This window comes from Burkholderia anthina, from assembly GCF_001547525.1.
GTDB lineage: Bacteria > Pseudomonadota > Gammaproteobacteria > Burkholderiales > Burkholderiaceae > Burkholderia > Burkholderia semiarida.
Genome location: NZ_CM003768.1, coordinates 1,973,215 through 1,989,790 on the forward strand (window position 1 = coordinate 1,973,215; position 16,576 = coordinate 1,989,790).

Sequence of the window (16,576 nt, forward strand, 5' to 3'; positions counted from 1 at the left end):
CGCATGCCTCTTACGATTGTAGTGCGCGAAACCGCGCACGCCGCGCCGCCAGCGGGTTCGCCCTCATATCGGAAACACGCGGGCGCGCGTCGCCTACCCGCCCCAATAGCCGGGGCGCTCGTACGTATGCTTCAGGTAATCGAGAAACAGGCGCACGCGCAACGGCAGATGCCGGCGCTGCGGAAACACCGCATGGATGCCGATCGGCGGCGCGGCGAATGCATCGAGCACGCTGACGAGCCGGCCGGCCGCGATGTCCTCGCCGACTTCCCACCACGAGCGCCACGCCAGGCCATGGCCTGCGAGGCACCACTCGTGCAGCACCGCGCCGTCCGAGCATTCCATCGTGCCGTTCACGCGGATCGACACGACCTTGCCGTCCTCCTGGAACGTCCAGCCGCGCTGCTGGTTCGCGTTCGCCGCGAGCGCGAGGCAGTTGTGCCGCGCCAGTTCCGCGAGCGTGACCGGCATGCCGCGCCGCTCGAGATATGCGGGAGACGCGACGCACACGCGGCGATTCTCGCCGAGCTTCAGCGATACCAGCGACGAGTCGGGCAGCTCGCCGAGCCGCACCGCGCAATCGAATCCTTCGTTGACGAGATCGACCATCCGGTCGGACAGGTCGAGCGTGACCGACACGTCCGGGTGCCCGACGCTGAATTCGGGCACGAGCGGCGCGACGTGCCGGCGGCCGAAGCCGGCCGGCGCGGAAATGCGCAGGTGGCCGCTGGCCTTCACGCCGCCGGCGGACACGCTCGCTTCCGCGTTCTGCATGTCGTTGATGATGCGCTGGCAATCCTCGAGGAACGCCGAACCCTCGAACGTCAGCGTGAGCTTGCGTGTCGTGCGCACCAGGAGCTTGACGCCGAGCCGCTCCTCGAGCGCGTCGAGGCGGCGGCCGATGATCGCCGGCGCGACTCCTTCCGCATGCGCGGCCGCCGACAGGCTGCCTTTTGCCGCGACCGCGGCGAACGTTTCGATCTGTTTGAACCGGTCCATGACGCTCGCGAGAGGACGGCATCGCCGCCCTTCAAATAGCTTGAGCCGCTCAGATTAGGTATATGAAAGTAAAAGATCAAGTGATGTTTCGCGTATTTTTTAGCACCTTCTATCACGAATACAATCGACCCGACCTCTGAAACTGGAGCGCAAGGCTATGTCGGCCACAACGACACTCTCCTCTCCCGACGCCATTCTCTTCGACGCATTCGGCACGTTGTTCGACGTGCGTGCCGTGCTGGCCGCGGCAGAGCAGATGTTCCCCGGACACGGGGAACGGTTGTCGCAGCTGTGGCGACGCAAGCAGATCGAATACTCGCAGCTGCGCACGCTCGCCGATCCGGCCGGCGCGCACTACCGCCCGTTCCGGGACATCACGCTCGATGCGCTGCGGTTCGCCGCGCGCCGGCTCGGGCTCGCGCTGAACGGCGCGGCCGAGAAGCGGCTGATGGACGAATACGCGTGCCTGTCCACCTATCCCGACACGGTGCCCGCGCTGCGCAAGCTGCGCGCGCTCGACCCGCGCCCGCCGCTCGCGATCCTGTCGAACGGCACCCCGCAGATGCTCGACATCGCGATCAAGAGCGCGGGCATGTCCGGCCTGTTCGATCGCGTGCTGTCGGCCGACACCGTGCGCGCGTACAAGCCGAGTCCGGCCGCCTATGCGCTCGGCACCGCCGCGTTCGCAGCGAACCCGCGCGACATCGTGTTCGTGTCGTCGAACGCGTGGGACGTCGCCGGCGCGACCTGGTTCGGCTACACGACGTTCTGGCTCAACCGCACGGGTGCGCCCGCCGAGGAACTCGGCGCGCCGCCCGACGGCACCGGCACCGGCATGGCCGACCTGCTCGCCTTCCTCGCCACACCCGCCCCGGCTCCGTCCGGCAGACCCGCGAACCGCACGCGCCCCGGCCCGGGTGCATGACGCTCGCAGCGCTGCCGCCTTCCCCCTTCACCGAAACCGCAACTGACCGACCAAGGAGATGAGACTCATGAGCACCCCGATCACGCTGCCGCAAGGCATGACGATCACCGGCGAAATCAAGCCGGGTTACGAAGCGATCCTGACGCCCGACGCGCTGGCACTCGTCGCGGCGCTGCACCGCACGTTCGAATCGCGTCGCCAGGCGCTGTTGCAGGCCCGCGTCGAGCGCACGAAGCGCCTCGACGCGGGCGAACGCCCTGATTTCCTCGCCGAGACGAAGGCGATCCGCGAAGGCGACTGGAAGGTCGCGCCGCTGCCGGCCGACCTGCAATGCCGCCGCGTCGAGATCACGGGCCCCGTCGAGCGCAAGATGATCATCAACGCGCTGAACTCGGGCGCCGATTCGTACATGACGGACTTCGAGGATTCGAACGCGCCGAGCTGGACGAACCAGATCGACGGCCAGATCAACCTGAAGGACGCGGTGCGCCGCACGATCTCGCTCGAACAGAACGGCAAGTCGTACAAGCTGAACGACAAGGTCGCGACGCTGATCGTGCGCCCGCGCGGCTGGCACCTCGACGAGAAGCACGTGACGGTCGACGGCCAGCGCGTGTCCGGCGGCATCTTCGATTTCGCGCTGTTCCTGTTCCACAACGCGAAGGAACTGCTCGCGCGCGGCTCGGGCCCGTACTTCTACCTGCCGAAGATGGAAAGCCATCTCGAGGCGCGCCTGTGGAACGACATCTTCGTCGCCGCGCAGGAAGCGGTCGGCGTGCCGCGCGGCACGATCCGCGCGACGGTGCTGATCGAGACGATCCTCGCCGCGTTCGAGATGGACGAGATCCTGTACGAGCTGCGCGAGCACAGCTCGGGCCTGAACGCCGGCCGCTGGGACTACATCTTCTCGGCGATCAAGAAGTTCAAGAACGACCGCGACTTCTGCCTGGCCGACCGTTCGAAGATCACGATGACGGTGCCGTTCATGCGTGCATACGCGCTGCTGCTGCTGAAGACCTGCCACAAGCGCAACGCGCCGGCGATCGGCGGGATGAGCGCGCTGATTCCGATCAAGAACGATCCGGAAGCGAACGACAAGGCGATGGGCGGCGTGCGCTCGGACAAGCAGCGCGACGCGACCGACGGCTACGACGGCGGCTGGGTCGCGCACCCGGGCCTCGTGCCGATCGCGATGGAGGAATTCGTCAAGGTGCTCGGCGACAAGCCGAACCAGATCGCGAAGCAGCGCGACGACGTGCAGGTCGAAGCGAAGAACCTGCTCGACTTCCAGCCGGAAGCGCCGATCACCGAAGCCGGCCTGCGCAACAACATCAACGTCGGGATCCACTACCTCGGCGCGTGGCTCGACGGCAACGGCTGCGTGCCGATCCACAACCTGATGGAAGACGCGGCGACGGCCGAGATTTCCCGCTCGCAGGTGTGGCAATGGATCCGCTCGCCGAAGGGTGTGCTCGACGACGGCCGCAAGGTCACGGCCGAGCTCGTGCGCGAATTCGCGAAGATCGAGCTCGACAACGTGAAGCGCGCGGTCGGCGGCAACACGCAGCCGTACGAACGCGCCGCGGCGATCTTCGAGCAGATGTCGACGTCGGAAGGCTTCACCGAATTCCTGACGCTGCCGCTGTACGAGGAAATCTGACGGCACGTCCGTTGCGATCGGCGGCCGGCCCCACGCCGCACCGCCGGCCGCATGCGAGGACGGCATGAAGGAAGCGCCCCACGGGGCGCTTGCTTTTTGCAGCGATGCCAGCCGCCGCCGGCAGGCACGCTCAGGCGGCGGCTTCCTGCTCGCGCCGGTGCTGGACCCAGTCGCCCGACGCGATGCGCGGGCGCCCGGCTGCCGCGTGCGCGGCGACCGGATAATACAGGCAGGCATACTGCCGGCCGCCGAGCTCGACCGTTACCTGCTGCGGCTTGAACAGCGAGTCGACGCCCGGATAGACGCGCTCGATCTCGTCGAGCACCGGGACGAGCCGCTCGTCGACCTCGTAGACGTCGCCCCACACCAGCGACTTGCCGGCCGTCCCGGCAATCATGCCCGGATACGTGCCGAAATCGTACAGTTCACCCGGCAGCGCGGCCGCCCCCAGCAGCGTCGGCGCGGCGATGCCGTGGCGGGCGGCCGCATGGCCGATGTCGTTGGCCTGTCCGGCTCTCAAGGTGCCATAGACGAATACGTGGCGCATCGTGGTTCTCCTCTTCAATTCGTGTGTTGCCGTGTTTGCGTGCGATCGGTCCGCGATGGGCGCGACCTGGCGCACGCATCGATAGACCGCGATACCGGCCCGATGGTTCGAACGGTCGGCACGCGCGGCCGCGGCGCCGCTCCGGATTCGCCGATGCCCACACAAAATTCATTTGAACCCGGCATGATGACCCGACAAACCGCCGCACGCGCACGCGCTGCACCTTCTAAAATGACGGCAACGCCGCCGCGCCGCCCGAACCGTTCATGAATCCGCCCGCTCCAGCCGACGTATCGAACCCGTACGACGTCATCGACATCCCGCCGGAATTCGCACCGACCGCCGTTCATCCGATGCGCGTGCGCGCACGGCAGGTCGATGCCGGCCACCGCATTCCGCTGCACACGCATGCGTGGGCGCAACTCGCATACGCATCGCGCGGCGTGCTGCGCGTGGCGACGACCGGCACGACCTGGATGGTGCCGCCGTCCCGCGCGATCTGGGTGCCGCCGCACGTGACGCACGAAGTCACGATCGTCGAAGAGGCCTATTTGCGCACGCTGTACATCGACGAATCGATCGTGCCGGGCGGCCTCGATGCGTGCCGCGTCGTCGAGGTGACGGGGCTGCTGCGCGAACTGATCGTCGCACTCGACGCGCGCGAGCTGAGCACCGCGCGCGAGCACCTGCTGTGCGGGCTCGTGCTCGACGAACTGAGTCATGCCGAACCGTTGCCGCTCGCGGTGCCGATGCCCGACGAGAAACGGTTGCGTCTTCTGTGCGAATCGGTACTCGCGCACCCCGCGCATGCGGAGTCGCTCGAACACTGGGCGAGCGAGGTCGGCGCGAGCACGCGCACGATCTCGCGGCTCTTCAAGCAGGAACTCGGTGTGAGCTTTTCGCAGTGGCGTCAGCAGGCGCTGCTCGCGCGGGCGATCCCGCTGCTGAACCAGGGGCGCCCGCTGTCGCATATCGCGCGCGAACTCGGCTACCAGAGCCAGAGCGCGTTCTCGGCCATGTTCCGCCGGGCATTCGGCGAAAGCCCGCGCGCGTTCATGCTGCGCGGCTACGAACATCGAGGCCCGGAAGGCCGCGTCGCGGACGACGACGCGCGGGACGACGACGGCGCGATCGACACGGCGCGCTGACCCTCGCGCGCCGGCGCGCCGGGCCGTCAGACCGGCCGCACCATGTGGCGGATCGAGCCGAGTTGCGCGAGCCGCGGCCCGGTCTCCTGGTAGCCCATGCGCAGGTACAAACGCGCGGCAGGGTTGTCGACGAACACGCGCAACTGCAATTCGTGCAGCCCGCGCGCACGTGCCCAGCGATGCGACATCTCGAGCATGTAGGTGCCGGCGCCCTGCCCGCGATGGCCGGCCGCGATCTGCACGTCGCGAATATGCAGCGAATCGCCCTCCTCGGTCACGCGCAGCACGCCGATGCGCTCGCCGTCGGCCTCGAGGATGAAGTTTTCGGATTCGCGCCAGCTCGCATAGAACAGGTCGCTGCGCCATACGAGCCCATGACGCTTGTAGTAGCCGCCCATGTTGCCGTGCGTCAACGCTTCGGCATACGGAAAATCATCGGGCTCCGCGGGCCGGAGCTGATACAGGAGTCGCAGGTCGGTCGGATCGAGCATCGCGCAGGAGTCGGAAACGCATCCCGCCACGATAGCGCAGTCGCGTACGGATGCAATCGCGAATTTCTCGTAGGGGCGCGGTGCTCGATGCAGCATGCGGGACCACAACGCACAAACAACAATGCCCGCACGAGGCGGGCTTCTTCATTTTTTGGCGGAGCGGACGGGACTCGCCCACATCCTGCAGGCCGCGGCTGCGCGTGCACGCGCAACCCTTCGAGTCCCGCCGGAAGCCGCGCAGGCGGCTTCCTCCACTCCGCAGTCACGCGCCCGCCAGCGGGCGCAAAACCACAACGCACAAATAACAATGCCCGCACGAGGCGGGCATTGTTATTTGTTTGGCGGAGCGGACGGGACTCGAACCCGCGACCCCCGGCGTGACAGGCCGGTATTCTAACCGACTGAACTACCGCTCCAGTCTTGCTGCTTGCCTGGCAGGCGTCGGTTACCTCCTGCCGGCGCGTCGTTTGTTCGAACGACGCCGAAATCTGGCGTCCCCTAGGGGATTCGAACCCCTGTACTCACCGTGAAAGGGTGATGTCCTAGGCCTCTAGACGAAGGGGACAACGTACTGCTTACATCCTTAACGAGAAAGCCCGTTCAAAAAACGCTTTTGAACGGGCTTCGTTCTGGCGGAGCGGACGGGGCTCGAACCCGCGACCCCCGGCGTGACAGGCCGGTATTCTAACCAACTGAACTACCGCTCCAGCTTTCTGCACCACCGCCTCCAGGATCTCGTCACGTTCCTGCAGGCGCTGCGACACTTCCATGAAACGCCGCTGAATCTGGCGTCCCCTAGGGGATTCGAACCCCTGTACTCACCGTGAAAGGGTGATGTCCTAGGCCTCTAGACGAAGGGGACAACATACTGCTTACATCTTTAATACAAAAGCCCGCTCAAAAACGTCTTGAACGGGCTTCGTTCTGGCGGAGCGGACGGGACTCGAACCCGCGACCCCCGGCGTGACAGGCCGGTATTCTAACCGACTGAACTACCGCTCCAGCTTTCTTACCCAACCTGCGGGACGTCGGTTACGTTCCCGCAAGCCTCGCGACACTTCCATGAAACGCCGCTGAATCTGGCGTCCCCTAGGGGATTCGAACCCCTGTACTCACCGTGAAAGGGTGATGTCCTAGGCCTCTAGACGAAGGGGACAAAATCTTTTCAGATTTGTCTGACTTTCGCTATTTACTTCCAGTCAACAGCGAAGGCCGAAATTCTAACTGCTTTGAATCATTTTGTGAAGCATTTATTACTACCGCTGCTTCGCCAATCAATTCGGTTTGTTCTGATGGTGGAGGTAAGCGGGATCGAACCGCTGACCTCTTGCATGCCATGCAAGCGCTCTCCCAGCTGAGCTATACCCCCTTGCAGAACAGAAATGAGATTATATGGACCTACTTTGATCTTGTAAATACCCTTTTTGCGATTCGTGCGAAATTTTTTGCGAAGCTGCCGCGCGCTCACGCGCAGACAGCTTCAATGACGCACGAACTCAGGCCAGCGCGGCCTCGATGCGCGACACCACGACGTCGCGCCCGAACAGCACGAGCACCGCGTCGATCGACGGCGTATGCGTCGTGCCCGCCACCAGCAGACGCACCGGCATCGCGAGCTGCGGCATCTTCAGCTTGTGCGCGGCGAGCGTCGCCTTCAGCGCGGCGGACACCGCCTCCTTCGTCCACTCGGCCGCCTTCAGCGCGGCGACGAGATCGGCCAGCGCCGGCCGTACCGCATCGGTCACGTGCTGCGCGAGCGCGTCCGCGTCGGGCGCCGGCACACGATAGAACATCGCCGCGCCTTCCGCGATCTCCTTGACCGTCGTCGCACGGTCCTTCATCAGGCCGACCACCGCATCGAGCGCCGGGCCCGTCGCGATCGCCGCGTCGTCGATGCCGAGCGCGTCGAGGAACGGCTTCGCGAGTTCCGCAAGGCGTGCGTTGTCCGCTTCCTTGATGTAGTGCGCGTTCAGCCAGCTCAGCTTGCTGTGGTCGTACTGCGCGGGCGACTTGCCGAGATGCTCGAGATCGAACCATTCGACGAACTGCTCGCGCGAGAAGATTTCCGCATCGCCGTGCGACCAGCCGAGACGCGCGAGATAGTTGACCACGGCTTCAGGCAGGAAGCCCGCATCGCGGTACGCCATCACGCTCATCGCGCCATGCCGCTTGCTCATCTTCTCGCCCTGCTCGTTCAGCACGGTCGGCAGGTGCGCATAGACGGGCGGCTCGCCGCCGAGCGCCTTCAGGATGTTGAGCTGGCGCGGCGTGTTGTTCACGTGGTCGTCGCCACGGATCACGTGCGTGATGCCCATGTCCATGTCGTCCACCACCACGCAGAAGTTGTAGATCGGCGTGCCGTCCGGGCGCGCGATCACGAGGTCGTCGAGTTCCTCGTTCGAGATCTCGACACGCCCCTTCACCGCGTCGTCCCACACGACCGTACCAGTCAACGGATTGCGAAAGCGCAGCACCGGCTTCACGCCGGCCGGCGGCTCCGGCAGCACCTTGCCGGGCTCCGGACGCCACGTACCGTCGTAGCGCGGCTTCAGGCCGGCCTCGCGCTGGCGTTCGCGCAGCGCGTCGAGTTCCTCGGCCGACATGTAGCACGGATACGCGAGGCCCTTCTCGAGCATCTGCGCGAGCACTTCGCGATAGCGGTCCATCCGCTGCATCTGGTAGATCGGACCTTCGTCGAAATCCAGCCCGAGCCATTGCATCCCTTCGAGGATCGCATCGACCGCTTCCTGCGACGAGCGCTCGACGTCGGTATCCTCGATGCGCAGCACGAACGTGCCTTTCATCTTGCGGGCGAACGCCCACGGATAGAGTGCGGAGCGGATGTTGCCGAGGTGGATGAAGCCGGTGGGACTCGGCGCGAAGCGGGTACGGACAGGACGGGTCATAAACGGTAACTCGAACGCCTGGGGCGCATGAATGATTCGACGCGGGACGGTGGCGGCAGCCTGGACAGCAACGGAGCCGGCGACGCCCGGAACGGGAAAGAAGCCGGAATTATACTCGCGCCGGACATCGCGCCAAGCGCGCCGCTTGCTTTATGATGTGCGCGCCGCGGCCGCCAGCCGGCGCGGCGCCGGCCGCACGGAACCCGCCGCGCGGCCTCGGAAACCATCGCAGCCGCGGGCCGCATGACCCGCCGCGCCAAGCCGCCGGAGAACCATTCGATGTCGTCCCCTCGCCTGTCGCGCCGCCACTTCACGATCGCGTGCGCGTCCGCCAGCCTCGCCGCCTGTACGTCCTTCGGCGACAAGTCCCGCCCCGGCACGGCATTGCCGCAGGAGAAGCCGGTGAAGATCGGCATCGCGCTCGGCGGCGGCGCCGCGCGCGGCTTCTCGCACATCGGCGTGCTGAAGGCGCTCGAGGCGCGCGGCATCCCGATCGAGATCGTCGCCGGGACGAGCGCGGGCTCGGTGGTCGGCGCGCTCTACGCGTCGGGCATGAACGCGCTGCAGATCAACAAGATCGCCCTCGACATGGACCAGGCGTCGATCAGCGACTGGGCGTTGCCGTTCCGCTCGCGCGGCCTGCTGCAAGGCGTGGCGCTGCAGAATTTCCTGAACAAGACGCTCAACAACCGGCCGATCGAGAAGATGGCGAAGCCGCTCGGCATCGTCGCGACGGACCTGCAAAGCGGCCAGCCGATCCTGTTCCAGCAAGGCAACACGGGGCTCGCGGTGCGCGCGTCGTGCAGCGTGCCGTCGGTGTTCGAGCCGGTGAAGATCGGCAGCCGCGAATATGTGGACGGCGGCCTCGTGAGCCCGGTGCCCGCATCGTTCGCGCGCAAGATGGGCGCGAGCTTCGTGATCGCGGTCGACATCTCGGCCCGGCCCGACGGCGCGGCAACCAACAACCCGATCGAGATGCTGCTGCAGACCTTCACGATCATGGGCCAGACGATCAAGACCTACGAACTCGACAAGTACGCGGACGTCGTGATTCGCCCGAACCTCGCGGCGATGGGCGGCAGCGACTTCAACCAGCGCAACGCGGCGATCCTCGCGGGCGAGGAAGCAGTCGCGCGCATCATGCCGGAACTGCAGCGCAAGCTCGCGGCGGCGCGTGGCGTGACTGCCGCCGCATAACACGGTGGGCGGGAGGCCGCGGCAAGCGCGCCTGCCGGTGGCCGACGGAACGATTTCCGCCTCGTCCGTCGTCCGCGCCGGCCTCAAAACAAAAAACCCTGCCGCCTTCCGGCGACAGGGTTTTTTATTGTCCGGCCTGACCGACCGGCCAACGTCAGTTGCTGCCGTTCGCCGAATCGTCGCCGAGCGTCGCGCGCACGCGCTGACGCAGGTCTTCGGGCTTCATCGGGAATTCCGATTCGATCCGGCGCGCGCCGGTGAAACGCTTTTCCCAGTAGCCGCTGTCGAGATCGTCGACGCGGACGGTGCTGCCCGTCGACGGCGAATGCACGAACTTGTTGTCGCCGATGTAGATGCCGACGTGCGAGAACGTGCGGCGCATCGTGTTGAAGAACACGAGATCGCCCGGCTTCAGGTTGCTCATGCTCACCTTCTCGCCGACACGGCTCATCTCTTCCGCGCGACGCGGCAGCGACATGCCGAGCGTGTCCTGGAACACGTAGCGCACGAAACCGCTGCAGTCGAGGCCCGAATCCGGCGAGTTGCCGCCCCAGCGATACCGCACGCCGATCATGTTCAGCGCGCCGACCACCACGTCGCCCGCCTTGCCCGCCATGCCGGCAAGGAACGACTTCGCGCCGCCGGACGGCTGCGCGCTGGTCTGCTGGAGGGAGGAACCCGACCCGATTTGAGTCGAATTGGTGACATTCTGGTTAAAACTGCTGACTTCGTCGGCGAACGCGCCGGGAGCTGCTGCGAACAGGGCGCCGATGAATAGCCCGGCGATGGTGCGCGCGCATGCCTGGGTCAGGGATCGATGCTGCATTGGTCGATGGAATGTGCTTAAAAATCAGCTGATTGGCGGAAAATTTCGGTCGATACTAGCCAGCGCGTAATCGTTTGTCAAAACAAATTAAAAAATACAATCGAGATGGTCAGACCATTGGACGCCTATCACGCTTTCCAGACCGCTTTCAACAGCTTTTGTGTGTAAGGATGTGACGGTCTCGCGAAGACGTCGGCCACCTCCCCCGACTCGACGACGGCGCCGTCCTGCATCACCGCGACGCGGTGCGCCATCGCGCCGATCACCTCCAGGTCGTGGCTGATGAAGACGTAGCCGAGGTTGTATTTCTGTTGCAAATTCGCGAGCAGCTTCAGCACCTGCTGCTGGATCGACACGTCGAGCGCCGAGGTCGGCTCGTCGAGGATCAGGATGCGCGGCTCCAGCACCAGCGCCCGCGCGATCGCGATCCGCTGGCGCTGGCCGCCCGAGAATTCGTGCGGATAACGGTGCAGCACCGTACGGTCGAGGCCGACTTCGCGCAGCACCGCGAGCGATTTCGCGCGGCGCGCATCGGGCGTCATGTCCGGGCGGTGCAGCTCGAGCCCCTCGCCGACGATCCGCTCGATCGTGTGACGCGGCGAAAGCGAACTGAACGGATCCTGAAAGACCACCTGCATGTTCGAGCGCAGCGCGGTCTGCTCGCGGCCGCGATAGGTCGACAGCGCGCGCCCCTGGAATTCGATCTCGCCGCCGGCCGTCTTCTGCAGCCCGAGCAGCGCCATCGCGAGCGTCGACTTCCCCGATCCCGATTCGCCGACGATCCCGAGCGTTTCGCCCTGCCGCACCGACACCGACACGTCGGCCACGGCCGTCACCGGCACCGTGCCGAACCAGCCCGCGAAGCCCGGCCGCTTGCGCGCGAACTGCACGCTCACGTGACGCGCGTCGAGCACGACGGGCGCGATCGGCATCACCGGCGTGACCGCGCGCTGCGGCCGGCTGTTCAGCAGCCGCTGCGTATACGGATGCTCGGGCGCCGCGAAGATCCGCTCGACGGGCCCGCTCTCGACCAGCCGGCCGTGCTCCATCACCGCGACGCGCTGCGCGAAGTGCCGCACGAGATTCAGGTCATGCGTGATCAGCAGGATCGCCATCCCGCGCTTTTCCGCTTCCTCGCGCTGCAGTTCCAGCAGCAGATCGACGATCTGCGCGCGGATCGTCACGTCGAGCGCGGTGGTCGGCTCGTCGGCGAGCAGCAGGCGCGGCCGGCACGCGAGCGCCATCGCGATCATCGCGCGCTGCCGCTGGCCGCCCGACAACTGGTGCGGGTAGCTGTCGACGCGCTTGTCCGGCTCCGCGATGCCGGTGCGCGCGAGCAGCGCGATCGCCCGCTTGCGCGCCTCCACGGCCGATACGCCGTCGTGCAGCACGATCGTCTCGCCGATCTGCACGCCGATCGTATACAGCGGATTGAGCGCCGTCATCGGCTCCTGGAAGATCATCGCGATGTCCGAGCCGCGCAGCCCGCGCATCTCGCGCTCGCTCCTGGCCGCCAGATCCTGCCCCGCGAAGCGGATCGCGCCCGTGACCTCGGCGTCGCGCAGCAACCGCAGGATCGACAGCGCGGTCACGCTCTTGCCGGACCCCGACTCGCCGACGAGCGCGACGCGCTCGCCGCGCCCGATCGCGAGCGTCACGTCGTCCACCGCGACCGTGTCGCCGAAACGGACGTGCAGACGCTCGAGCGACAGCAGCGGCTCGTGTTGCGTCGATACGGTCGACTCGCTCATCGCTGCCCTCCCGCGGCGCGCACCGAATCGGCGATCCGCGTGTCGAGCGCGTTGCGCAACGCATCGCCCATGAAGGTCAGCAGCAGCAGCGTCGCGACCAGCACGCCGAACGTCGACAGCGAGATCCACCACGCATCGAGATTGCCCTTGCCCTGCGCGAGCAACTCGCCCAGGCTCGGCGTCGGCGGCGGTACGCCGAGGCCGAGGAAATCGAGGCTGGTGAGCGCGAGGATCGAGCCGCTCATCCGGAACGGCAGGAACGTGATCACCGGCGTCAGACTGTTCGGCAGCACGTGGCGCCAGATGATCTGCCAGTTCGTCAGCCCCATCGCGCGGGCCGCGCGCACGTAGTCCTGCGTGCGGTTGCGCAGGAATTCCGCGCGCACGTAGTCGGCGAGCCCGATCCAGCCGAACAGCGACAGCAGCACGATCAGCAGCAGGAAGCTCGGCTCGAAGATCGACGCGAAGATGATCAGCAGGTACAGCTCCGGCAGCGAGCTCCAGATCTCGATCAGCCGCTGCCCGACGATGTCGATGCGCCCGCCGAAGAAGCCCTGCACCGCGCCCGCGGCGATCCCGAGCAGCGTGCCGATCGCGGTCAGGATCAGCCCGAACTCGACCGACACGCGGAACCCGTACACGAGCCGCGCGAGCAGGTCGCGGCCCTGCGCATCGGTGCCGAGCCAGTTCTCGCGCGACGGCGGCGCCGGATTCGGCACGTTCGAGAAGTAGTTCAGCGTGTCGTAGTAATAGCGGTTCGGCGGATAGACGACGAAGTTGCCGGGCGCCTCGAGCCGCTTGCGCACGTACGGATCGAGATAGTCGGCCGGCGTCGGGAAATCGCCGCCGAAGGTCGTCTCCGGGTACGCATGGAACATCGGGAAATAGGTCTGGCCGTCGTAGCGCACGACGAGCGGCTTGTCGTTCGACCACAGCGGCGCCGCAAGGCTCGCGGCAAAGGCCACGACGAAGATCACGAAGCTCCAGTAGCCGAGGCGCTGCTGCCTGAAGCGCTGCCACACGCGGCGCGCGGGCGACGGCGACACGCGCGCGCGCGCGGCGTCGATGCGGGGGGATGCGACGGCCCGGTTCATCGCGCGCCTCGCCCGATGACGCCGGGCATGCGAACGGCTCGTTTCATGTCAGCGCTCCAGGTTGTCGAATTGAATGCGCGGATCGACCCACACATAGCAAAGATCGGAGATCAGCTTGGTCGCGAGCCCGATCAGCGTGAATAGGTACAGCGTGCCGAGTACGACCGGGTAATCGCGCCGCACGACCGATTCGTAAGACAGCAGCCCGAGGCCGTCCAGCGAGAACAGCGTCTCGATCAGCAGGCTGCCGGTGAAGAACGCGCCGATGAACGCGGCCGGGAAGCCGACGATCAGCGGCAGCATCGCGTTGCGGAACACGTGCTTCCACAGCACGCTGCGCTCGGAGAGCCCCTTCGCGCGCGCGGTCAGCACGTATTGCCGGCGGATCTGGTCGAGGAACGCGTTCTTCGTGAGCATCGTGACGACCGCGAAACTGCCGACGACCGACGCGGTGATCGGCAGCGCGATGTGCCACAGGTAGTCGAGCACCTTGCCGACGAGCGACAGCTGCGCGAAGTTGTCCGACGTGAGGCCGCGCAGCGGAAAGAGCTGCCAGAACGAGCCGCCGCCGAACAGCACGAGCAGCAGCACGCCGAGCACGAAGCCCGGAATCGCGTACCCGACGAGCACGACGAGGCTTGTCGCGACGTCGAACGGCGAACCGTTGCGCACGGCCTTCGCGATGCCGAGCGGCACCGAGATCAGGTACGTGAGGAAGAACGTCCACAACCCGATGCTGATCGACACGGGCAGCTTCTGCACGACCAGCGCCCACACGCTCTGGTGGCGGAAGTAGCTGTCGCCGAGATCGAAGCGCGCGAAGCGCTTCAGCATCAGCCAGTAGCGTTCGAGCGGCGGCTTGTCGAAGCCGTACAGCGCCTTCAGTTGCGCGAGTTGCTGCGCGTCGACGCCGGTGTGCGCACGCATCCCGAACGGCGTCGCGCCCTGCTCCGTCGCGCCCTTGCGCAACTCCTGCACGGCCTGCTCGACCGGGCCGCCCGGCACGAACTGGATCACCGCGAACGTGAGCGTCAGCACGCCGACGAGCGTCGGGATCATCAGCAGCAGGCGTTTGAGGATGTAGCTCCACATAGGGCGTCGACTCGTGATCGGGTGGTGGGTTGGACGAAGGGCCGGCGCGGGTCAGTGATCGGGCTTCGCCCACCAGGTCGACACGACCCAGCCCTCGGCCGAATAGTACAGCGGCAGCGTCTGCGGATAGGCGAGCGTGCGCTTGTACGCGATGCGGTGCGTCGTGCTGTACCACTGCGGGACCGCGTAGTAGCCGTGCATCAGCACGCGATCGAGCGCGTGCGTCGCGTCGAGCAGTTCCTCGCGCGTCTGCGCGGCACCGAGCGCGTGCAGCAACGCGTCGACGGCCGGCGATTTCAGTCCGATGAAGTTGTCGGAACCCGGCTCGTCGGCGAACTTGCTCGCGTAACGCGAGTACTGCTCGGCGCCCGGCACCTGCACGCCCGGCAGGCGGATCGTCGTCATGTCGTAGTCGAACGCATCGAGGCGCTTTTGCAGCAGCGCGTAATCGGCCGTGCGAAACCGCACGTCGATGCCGAGCTTCGCGAGGTTGCGCTGGTAGGCGGTCACGACGCCTTCCATCGCGCCGCCCGCATCGTCGAGGATCTCGAACGCGAACGGCTCGCCCTTCGCATTGCGCAGCGCACCGTCGCGATAGGTCCAGCCGGCCTGCGCGAGCAGCGCACGCGCCTTCAGCAGGTTCGCGCGCAGCGAGCCCGGCGGGTTCGTGTCCGGCTGCGTGACCATCGGGCCGAACACGGCCGGATCGAGCTGCGCGCGCAGCGGCTCCAGCAGCTTCAGCTCGCCTTCGCCAGGCGTACCGGTCGCCTGCAGGTCGGTATCGGCGAAATAACTGTTGAGGCGCGTGTACGCGCTGTAGAACAGCTGGCGGTTCAGCCATTCGAAGTCGAACGCGAGGTCGAGCGCCTGGCGCACGCGCACGTCGCGGAACAGCGGCCGGCGCAGGTTCATGAAGAAGCCCTGCATGCCGGCGCCGTTATGCTGGCGGAATTCGCGCTTGATCAGTTCGCCGCTGTCGAAGCGCTTGCCGACGTCGCGCCGCGCCCAGTTGCGCGCGATGTACTCGACGAGCACGTCGTATTCGCCGGCCTTGAACGCCTCGAGCCGCGCGACGCCGTCGCCGTACAGCTTGTAGACGATCCGCTCGAAGTTGTGGGTGCCGACCCGCACCGGCAGGTCGGCGCCCCAGTACGCGGGGTTGCGCCGGTAGGTGATCGTGCGGCCGTTGTCGTAGCGCTCGATCACGTAAGGGCCGCTGCCGATCGGCTGCTCGAACGCGAGCTGGTCGAACGGGATGCGCGAGCCGTCCGCCCGCAGGCCCCACTTGCGCGAGAACACGGGCACGCCGCCGGCGATCAGCGGCAGCTCGCGATTCGCGCTGCGGAACTCGAAACGCACGGTCGCCGGATCGACGACCACGGCCTTCGCGATCTCCGCGAAATACGCGCCGAACTGCGGCGCGGCCTGCTTGCTCTTCAGCGTATCGAACGAAAACTTGACGTCGTCCGCCGTGACGCGATCGCCGTTCGAGAACCGCGCGCGCGGATTCAGGTGGAACGTGACCGAACGGCGGTCCGGCGCGACGTCGATGTCGTCGGCCAACAGCCCGTATGCGGACGCCGGTTCGTCGGAGCTGCCCGTCGTGAGGCTCTCGAACAGCATGTCGATGCCGGGCGCGGCGTTGCCGCGCATCGTGAACGGATTGAACTTGTCGAACGACGTCAGCCGGTTCGGGTTCGCAAGCACCAGCGTGCCGCCCTTCGGCGCGTCGGGATTCACGTAGTCGAAATGCTTGAAGCCCGGCGGATACTTCGGCTCGCCGTACTGCGCAATCGCATAGGCCGCATGCGCGGCCGGCGCCGCGAGCGCCGCGTGCAGCGCCAGCACCGCGGCCACGCGGCCGGCAGCCCGCAGCACGCCGAAGCGGGCGCGCGTGGCGGCGGCCCGGGGCGAACCCTTCGTCATAGAGGCCCTGTCGT

General features: G+C 66.5%; 13 protein-coding genes and 7 tRNA genes. 4 read left to right on the top strand and 16 right to left on the bottom strand.

Translation table 11 applies throughout. The features are described 5' to 3' along the window. Window positions 1–93: 93 nt before the first annotated feature. Window positions 94–999, bottom strand: coding sequence for a LysR family transcriptional regulator (locus WS64_RS09065; protein ID WP_059573672.1), 906 nt, complete (start codon window positions 997–999; stop codon window positions 94–96). A gap of 157 nt (window positions 1,000–1,156) precedes the next feature. Between WS64_RS09065 and WS64_RS09070 the strand changes: the two genes are divergently transcribed. Continuing rightward, on the top strand, window positions 1,157–1,924 hold the full coding sequence (locus WS64_RS09070; protein ID WP_060966285.1) for a haloacid dehalogenase type II: 768 nt from the start codon (window positions 1,157–1,159) through the stop codon (window positions 1,922–1,924). Window positions 1,925–1,991: 67 nt separating this feature from the next. Beyond that, window positions 1,992–3,584, top strand: a complete 1,593-nt coding sequence (aceB, locus tag WS64_RS09075) for a malate synthase A (RefSeq protein ID WP_059573729.1) — start codon at window positions 1,992–1,994, stop codon at window positions 3,582–3,584. Window positions 3,585–3,714: 130 nt separating this feature from the next. Here aceB and WS64_RS09080 read toward each other — a convergent pair whose 3' ends face one another. Further along, window positions 3,715–4,131 carry a gamma-glutamylcyclotransferase family protein gene (locus WS64_RS09080; RefSeq protein ID WP_060966286.1) on the bottom strand — a complete coding sequence of 139 codons (417 nt, stop codon included), beginning with the start codon at window positions 4,129–4,131 and terminating at the stop codon, window positions 3,715–3,717. Between the two features lie 266 nt (window positions 4,132–4,397). Between WS64_RS09080 and WS64_RS09085 the strand changes: the two genes are divergently transcribed. Continuing rightward, on the top strand, window positions 4,398–5,279 hold the full coding sequence (locus WS64_RS09085) for an AraC family transcriptional regulator (protein WP_060966287.1): 882 nt from the start codon (window positions 4,398–4,400) through the stop codon (window positions 5,277–5,279). A 26-nt stretch (window positions 5,280–5,305) separates the two neighbouring features. Here WS64_RS09085 and WS64_RS09090 read toward each other — a convergent pair whose 3' ends face one another. The 9 genes from WS64_RS09090 to gltX form a co-directional block, all read right to left on the bottom strand. Continuing rightward, window positions 5,306–5,770, bottom strand: a complete 465-nt coding sequence (locus tag WS64_RS09090) for a GNAT family N-acetyltransferase (RefSeq protein WP_060966288.1) — start codon at window positions 5,768–5,770, stop codon at window positions 5,306–5,308. A 339-nt stretch (window positions 5,771–6,109) separates the two neighbouring features. Beyond that, window positions 6,110–6,186, bottom strand: a tRNA-Asp gene (locus tag WS64_RS09095). Window positions 6,187–6,259: 73 nt separating this feature from the next. Further along, a tRNA-Glu gene (locus WS64_RS09100) sits at window positions 6,260–6,335 on the bottom strand. A gap of 65 nt (window positions 6,336–6,400) precedes the next feature. Continuing rightward, a tRNA-Asp gene (locus WS64_RS09105) sits at window positions 6,401–6,477 on the bottom strand. Window positions 6,478–6,556: 79 nt separating this feature from the next. After that, a tRNA-Glu gene (locus WS64_RS09110) sits at window positions 6,557–6,632 on the bottom strand. A 63-nt stretch (window positions 6,633–6,695) separates the two neighbouring features. After that, window positions 6,696–6,772, bottom strand: a tRNA-Asp gene (locus tag WS64_RS09115). 78 nt (window positions 6,773–6,850) lie between these two features. Then, a tRNA-Glu gene (locus tag WS64_RS09120) sits at window positions 6,851–6,926 on the bottom strand. Between the two features lie 137 nt (window positions 6,927–7,063). Beyond that, window positions 7,064–7,139 (bottom strand) — tRNA-Ala (locus tag WS64_RS09125). A 127-nt stretch (window positions 7,140–7,266) separates the two neighbouring features. After that, window positions 7,267–8,676 (bottom strand): glutamate--tRNA ligase, encoded by a 1,410-nt coding sequence (gene gltX, locus WS64_RS09130; protein WP_060966289.1) that lies wholly within the window; start codon window positions 8,674–8,676, stop codon window positions 7,267–7,269. A 279-nt stretch (window positions 8,677–8,955) separates the two neighbouring features. On the opposite strand from gltX, the gene WS64_RS09135 reads away from it, so the two are divergent. Next, window positions 8,956–9,873 (top strand): patatin-like phospholipase family protein, encoded by a 918-nt coding sequence (locus WS64_RS09135; RefSeq protein WP_060310059.1) that lies wholly within the window; start codon window positions 8,956–8,958, stop codon window positions 9,871–9,873. A 154-nt stretch (window positions 9,874–10,027) separates the two neighbouring features. Here the strand turns inward: WS64_RS09135 and WS64_RS09140 are convergent, their stop codons facing one another. The 5 genes from WS64_RS09140 to WS64_RS09160 all read right to left on the bottom strand — a co-directional run bounded on the left by WS64_RS09140 (window position 10,028) and on the right by WS64_RS09160 (window position 16,562). Further along, window positions 10,028–10,699: a C40 family peptidase gene (locus tag WS64_RS09140; RefSeq protein ID WP_060310060.1), complete on the bottom strand. Its 672-nt coding sequence runs from the start codon at window positions 10,697–10,699 to the stop codon at window positions 10,028–10,030. Between the two features lie 128 nt (window positions 10,700–10,827). Next, window positions 10,828–12,450 carry an ABC transporter ATP-binding protein gene (locus WS64_RS09145; RefSeq protein WP_060966290.1) on the bottom strand — a complete coding sequence of 541 codons (1,623 nt, stop codon included), beginning with the start codon at window positions 12,448–12,450 and terminating at the stop codon, window positions 10,828–10,830. Next, entirely contained in the window at window positions 12,447–13,544 is a 1,098-nt protein-coding gene (locus WS64_RS09150; RefSeq protein ID WP_059573665.1) for an ABC transporter permease, read from the bottom strand. Before WS64_RS09150 ends, WS64_RS09145 begins: the two co-directional genes overlap by 4 nt. Window positions 13,545–13,592: 48 nt before the next feature. Then, on the bottom strand, window positions 13,593–14,636 hold the full coding sequence (locus tag WS64_RS09155) for a microcin C ABC transporter permease YejB (RefSeq protein ID WP_060966291.1): 1,044 nt from the start codon (window positions 14,634–14,636) through the stop codon (window positions 13,593–13,595). 51 nt (window positions 14,637–14,687) lie between these two features. Next, a complete protein-coding gene (locus tag WS64_RS09160) occupies window positions 14,688–16,562 on the bottom strand; it encodes an extracellular solute-binding protein (RefSeq protein ID WP_060966292.1) in 1,875 nt (624 codons plus the stop codon). Window positions 16,563–16,576 lie beyond the last annotated feature (14 nt).